The organism is Nonomuraea basaltis (assembly GCF_005893125.1).
Classification (GTDB): domain Bacteria; phylum Actinomycetota; class Actinomycetes; order Streptosporangiales; family Streptosporangiaceae; genus Nonomuraea; species Nonomuraea basaltis.
This window is the reverse complement of record NZ_VCJS01000602.1, coordinates 1-925: the sequence shown is the minus strand read 5'-3', so window position 1 is coordinate 925 and position 925 is coordinate 1. Positions and strand designations below refer to the sequence as shown.

Below are 925 nucleotides of genomic sequence, written 5' to 3'. Positions count from 1 at the left end.
TGCTGAATCAGGCCAGGTGGGACGCCCGTGGTGTGCGGGAAGACCTGCGGGCTTATGTGGTCGAGAACCTCGGTCACCGAGACGCGGTGCTGATCGTGGATGAGACGGGGTTCCTCAAGAAGGGCACGAAGTCGGCCGGAGTGCAGCGGCAGTACTCCGGGACTGCGGGCCGGACGGAGAACTGCCAGCTCGGGGTGTTCTTAGCCTATGCCTCCCCGCTGGGACGGGCGTTGATCGACGCGGAGCTGTATGTGCCGAAGTCCTGGACAGATGACCGGCCGCGTTGCCATGTTGCCGGGATCGGCGATGAGGTGGAGTTCGCGACCAAGCCGGTCCTGGCGCGGCAGATGTTGGCGCGCGCCTTGGATGCGGGACTGCCGGTGTCGTGGGCGACGGCGGACGAGGCGTACGGAATGGACTCGAAGTTCCGGCGCTTCCTGGAACAACGCCGAGTGAACTACGTGGTCGCCGTGCCCAAAAGCCAGGTCGTCGCGATGGGGCTGCGCGATGGCGATACCCGCGCCGACACCTTGGTCGCAGCCGCTCCACCCGAGGCGTGGAAACGCATGTCCGCCGGGAACGGCGCCAAGGGGCCCAGGCTGTATGACTGGGCACTGGCCACGGTGCACTTCGAGACCGAGCCCGGCTACCAGCGATGGCTCCTGGCGCGCCGCTCCCTCACCCCGAACGCTAAGGGCGAGTTGGAGATCGCCTACTACCTGTGCCACGGCCCTGTCGGCACTACCATGGCCGAGCTCATCCGCGTGGCCGGCGCCCGTTGGGCGATCGAGGAGTGCTTCCAAGCGGCCAAGAACGAGACCGGCCTGGACCACTACCAGGTCCGCCGGTTCGACGCCTGGCATCGGCACATCACCCTCGCGATGCTCGCCCACGCCTATCTGGCCGTCACCGCAGCTCACGCCCC

1 protein-coding gene is annotated in these 925 nt (G+C 67.4%); it reads left to right on the top strand.

Annotation, left to right across the window (positions count from 1 at the left end; all coding sequences use genetic code 11):
• Nucleotides 1-925 (top strand): IS701 family transposase (locus EJK15_RS69620; protein ID WP_138720972.1); only part of this gene is annotated, 925 nt, incomplete at both ends.